We start from the raw sequence: 4,501 nt of genomic DNA on the forward strand, positions 1-4,501 counted from the left end.
ACTCCGTCCAGCAATTCGTTCATCTGGGTCGGTGTTGCGATGTGTGTTTCGAGCCTGATGTTGATTTTAGCCGGCCCTTCACGCCCTGACTTAGTCTCAACAATGATAATTCCGTTTGCACCCCGGGCACCGTAGAGTACGGTAGCAGATGCATCTTTCAAAATGGAAAAGCTTTCGATGTTATCCGGCTCCATACGGGCCAGGTCATCTGGCGAGGCTTCAAACCCATCAATCAAAATTAGTGGATTGGTTTTGTAGCCAAAGGTTGTGACCCCGCGAATAAAGAACTGCGCGTTGTCATTGCCGGGTTCACCGGTCGTTGAGTACGAAATAATCCCCGGGATTTTACCTGCCAAGGCACTGGTCAGGTTCGAGGCCGGTTGTTTTAGATCGGCCGGTCTCACCGTTTCAATAGAAGAAATCACACTCGTTTTTTTCTGGCGTCCAAAGGCTACCACCTGAACTTCTTCCAATTGGGTGTCGTCATCATACAGCGCCACATCGAAGATGTTGCGATCTCCAACGACCTGCTCAACCGGCGTTTTCCCGATAAATGAGAAGACCAGCGTGTCACCAACAGCAGCTTGCATGGAAAATTCACCGTTGGCATCGGTACTGGTTCCCCTTGAAGTTCCCCTCACGGCGACTGAAACACCGGGAAGGCCAAGGCCTACATCGTCTTTCACTACGCCTGATACGGTTTTCAGGCCCGGTTGCTGTACGACTTCCTGCACCAGTTCAGGGGCGACGGCTTGGTCGGGGATAATGACAATCTGCCGATCAGAGATCTGATAAGTCAGGTCGGTTCCTTCAAATGCTTTTCGAAGAATTCGTTCAACGGAAAAACGTTCAGCTTTAACGCTTACTTTCTTTTCCAGGTCGACATCGCTGTCCTTGTAAAAGATAATAAACTCACTCTGTTCCTGAATTTCTTCAAAAAGCTGCTTCATTGTACCGTTTTCCAGATTCACGGAAAGTCTCGTACTCTGGGAATAAGTAGAAGTTGCGTACAAGTTACCAACTCCTAATAACAGCAGAAGTAAGGTTAATCTCATAACTCTTAAGAAATGTGCACAGTAGTCCCTCCTATGGAAAAAATACGCACAGTTGCCACTTTTTTTCATAAATTTGTTCATCTTTTAGTTATTAAATATCGCCCATGGCGATGTTTGTTAAGTACCAAAGCTTGCAGGTGTTGCAGCATCTGCAGGCTTTTTTTGTTCCAGGTTTGATTGTAATGTATTTAGTTTAGTAGATAGTGATTCGTTGTTCCTCCTCTTTAAAGTTAAATGGTGTTGTCTTTTTGATGGTATTTAAAACTTCTTCGGGACTGCTTTTCAGGTCCAGGCGTCCGGAAAAGGTTACGCCAGCCAATTGTTTGTCTTTCAGGTCTATTTCAATATTGTAATAGCGCGAAATTCGTGTCAGGATGTTTCCCAGTGTTTCACTTCTGAAAATATAGTAGCCATGGTGCCAGGACAGATAGTCAGAAGGATCAACTTGGCGGACTTGAAATTTTTCTTCGTTGCGATTAAACGTGATCATCTCTCCTGGTGAGACTATCTTGTTTTCAGCTGGTAAATAGGCTTTTGTTTTACGAGTCAGTTTGATGGAACCTTCCTTCAAAACGGTACTTGAGTTTTTATCCTCCGAATAAGCGTTGAGGTTGAAAATGGTTCCAATCACTTCAATATCGTACTGTTGTGATTTAACGATGAATGGCTTTTCCGGATTTCTCGAGACTTCGAAAATGGCTTCTCCATCCAGGTAAACTTCTCGCTTGTTTTCAGCAAATACCGCCGGATAAACCAATTTTGAGCCTGAGTTTAGCCAGATCGTCGTGCCTTCGGAGAGGGTTATTTTTGACCGCTTGCCGTATGGAACGGTCAGCGTATTGTAGCTGGGTTTTACTGGTTCCAGTTTTTGCTGAACGGTTTGACTCGAGCCAATGGCAATTTCTTCGCCCTTGGTGTTGTACTGTATCTCCGACTCCACTTCCGGAATCTCAATGGCCCGGCTTTCGCTTAAAACCAGGCGGGTAATCGTGTCGGTTTTATTTTCTTCGATGCTATTGGCAAAGTCAGCAATTTCGGAGTGCTGGTCAATTTGGCTGTACCAGATTCCACCGGACAAGGCTAAAATAAAAACTGAAGCGGCAGTAAACCAGATTCGCCGGGTTTTTCGCCGGGAAATTGTTTCGACGGAATGTTGTATGCGCGATTTTACTTGCTTCTTTTCCAAAGCAGACCACTGGTCTTTGGGGGTTTGCAAATAGGCATACAGCTGGCTGGCCGACTTGATAGTCTTTGGGCTGGCATCTGCTTCTTCCTTTATTGTCTGCGCAGTGATCTTTTCTTCTGCTAAAATATCCTCGACTTTCTTTTTCACGTGAATGGTGCTTATACCATGATAAAGGAGAAAAAAGCCAAAACATAGACAGCAAAAATGACTTTTTTTTTAAAAAAAGATTAAGTGGTTGATGTTCAGACTTATTTGGTAGATAAAAATTGAATGAACAGGTTCAAGGAGATTCGATGCTTGGAAAGACTTTTTCGCAGTGCTTTTAAGGCACGGTACATATTGGTTCTGACCGATTCAACAGAAATATTCAGCAAGCTGGCAATTTCAGCATAGTCGAGATCCTGCTCAAACTTTAAAAAAAGCGCCCGTTGCTGTACTTTAGTCAGTTGACTGACAGCATTTGTCAGAAGATCCATGTTTTCTTGTTGTATCTCTGAATGGATGATCGTCTCTTCACAGCCAGGGGCATGTGCGTGTAGCGTTTGTTCAATCTTGTGATCCAGGCTTAATAAGGTGATGTTAAGCTTCTGTTTGTGAATGATTCGCCTCAAAGCGCGGAACAAATAAAACCGGATAGAATCGGTTGGTCGCAATTGTTCCCGGTATTTGTGTAAATCCAAAAACAGGTCATGGATGCAATCCTTCACGAACCCAGGGTCCTTGCAGAACTGCATGCCAAAGCTATATAACGCATCGCTATATTGGTCGTACAGTTCGTAAAAAGCTCTATCGTTCCCTTCTGTAAAGCTTTTCCAAAGCAAATGTTCGTCGTTCAGTCGATTTTGCATACAATTCTGCAACTAATGGCACAAGCAAATTTTCCTCTTGGCCAAAATTAGAACTTATTTGGTTAAGATTAGTTACACACAGAACGCCAATAAGTTTTGGATTTGGATTAAAATTTAGACGATATATTAAGAGCTTCAACAAGTGAAGCTCTTTTGTAGTGATCTTAAGTTTTAAAAGCTGTCTGCCTTTCGGTAGGCGTCAATGAAAGCTTGTTCGCCTTCCTTTCCCGGAATGCTTCGGCCATGCTCACAGCAAAGCACACCATCGTAGCCCTTGTTGTGAATATGCTTAAATACGTTGACAAAGTTAATTTCGCCGGTGCCCGGCTCTTTGCGTCCGGGATTGTCGCCAATATGGAAAGCGGCAATCGATTCCCAGGCCATATCAATGTTGGGGATTAGGTTACCCTCGGTAATTTGCTGGTGGTAGAGGTCGTTCACCAATTTACAACTTGGGCTGTTTACGGCTTGGCAAATCATATGTGTTTGAGGAATCTTGGTCAGGAACAAGCCGGGATGGTCGGTCCAGGCGTTGAGCGGTTCCAGCACCAGGGTGAGGCCATGGGGTTCCACAATATCGCAGCACATGCGCATGTTGTCAATCACGTTGGCGGTTTGGTAGTCCCACTCCAGGTTATCGGCAAAGCGTCCCGGAACCACCAGGGCCGTTTTGGCGCCGGTTCGTTTGGCACATTCCAGGCCTTCTTGCATTTTTTTCTTCAGCATGTCCTTTATTTCCGGGTCTTGGGTCACGAAGGACTTCACCCCAAAATCAGCATACAGCACAAATGGGCCTAAATCCATTCCGAGCCGTGCCAGTTCGTTCGCAATTTTTTCCTGTAGCGCTGGGTCCTTGTGCATCAATCCGTTGTCGAAAATTGCGCGGAATCCCTGATCATTCATAAACTTGATCTGGTCGATCGGATCTTTCCCTGCCATTTCATTGAAGGTGCCCAGCCCGGGGGCATATTTGAGCTGAAATTTAGCCGAATTGGAAGATTGTTGTGTCGAGGCAGATGCTGATAGTCCGGCTGTTAATCCCGTAGCCATAAAACTGCCGAGGGCGGTGTTCTTGATAAAGTTTCTTCTTTTCATTGTAGTAATTGGTTTAGTAATAAGCCAAAAATAAGATTATTTCATCCAGATTACAAAAAGATTTTAAGCATAGCTGTTACGAATTTCATTTTGTTCGTTTAACGAAGGCGTAAATTGTTTTGTGAAAAATCAGAGAAAATTCGCTTGATGCGTATCGAAAAGAGAGGTTATCCATGAAGTCAGCCCACGAATTTACCAATAGCCTACTGATTCAAATCCGGTATCTAGTCAGATATTTTGAGGATCTTCTGGGTTACTTCTATGTTTTCTAAACACAGAATATACGTTAAAGATACTTGGAAGAAACAGCGAAATAG

At 44.1% G+C, this 4,501-nt stretch carries 4 protein-coding genes; all 4 read right to left on the minus strand.

What is annotated here, in order from left to right; genetic code table 11:
* The coding region (locus AAC033_RS18365) for a TonB-dependent receptor plug domain-containing protein (protein ID WP_339740864.1) at window positions 1-950 on the minus strand (950 nt) is incomplete at its 3' end.
* A gap of 298 nt (window positions 951-1,248) precedes the next feature.
* Window positions 1,249-2,388 carry a FecR domain-containing protein gene (locus tag AAC033_RS18370; protein ID WP_339740866.1) on the minus strand — a complete coding sequence of 380 codons (1,140 nt, stop codon included), beginning with the start codon at window positions 2,386-2,388 and terminating at the stop codon, window positions 1,249-1,251.
* A gap of 101 nt (window positions 2,389-2,489) precedes the next feature.
* Entirely contained in the window at window positions 2,490-3,089 is a 600-nt protein-coding gene (locus AAC033_RS18375; RefSeq protein WP_339740869.1) for a sigma-70 family RNA polymerase sigma factor, read from the minus strand.
* Window positions 3,090-3,260: 171 nt separating this feature from the next.
* Window positions 3,261-4,184 (minus strand): TIM barrel protein, encoded by a 924-nt coding sequence (locus tag AAC033_RS18380; RefSeq protein ID WP_339740872.1) that lies wholly within the window; start codon window positions 4,182-4,184, stop codon window positions 3,261-3,263.
* Window positions 4,185-4,501 lie beyond the last annotated feature (317 nt).

The sequence above is a fragment of the uncultured Sunxiuqinia sp. genome (genome assembly GCF_963974515.1).
GTDB lineage: Bacteria > Bacteroidota > Bacteroidia > Bacteroidales > Prolixibacteraceae > Sunxiuqinia.

Coding starts and splice junctions, on each gene's coding strand:
- AAC033_RS18375 (WP_339740869.1), bottom strand. CDS start 3,089: ATGCAAAATCGACTGAACGACGAACATTTGCTTTGGAAAAGCTTTACA.
- AAC033_RS18380 (WP_339740872.1), bottom strand. CDS start 4,184: ATGAAAAGAAGAAACTTTATCAAGAACACCGCCCTCGGCAGTTTTATG.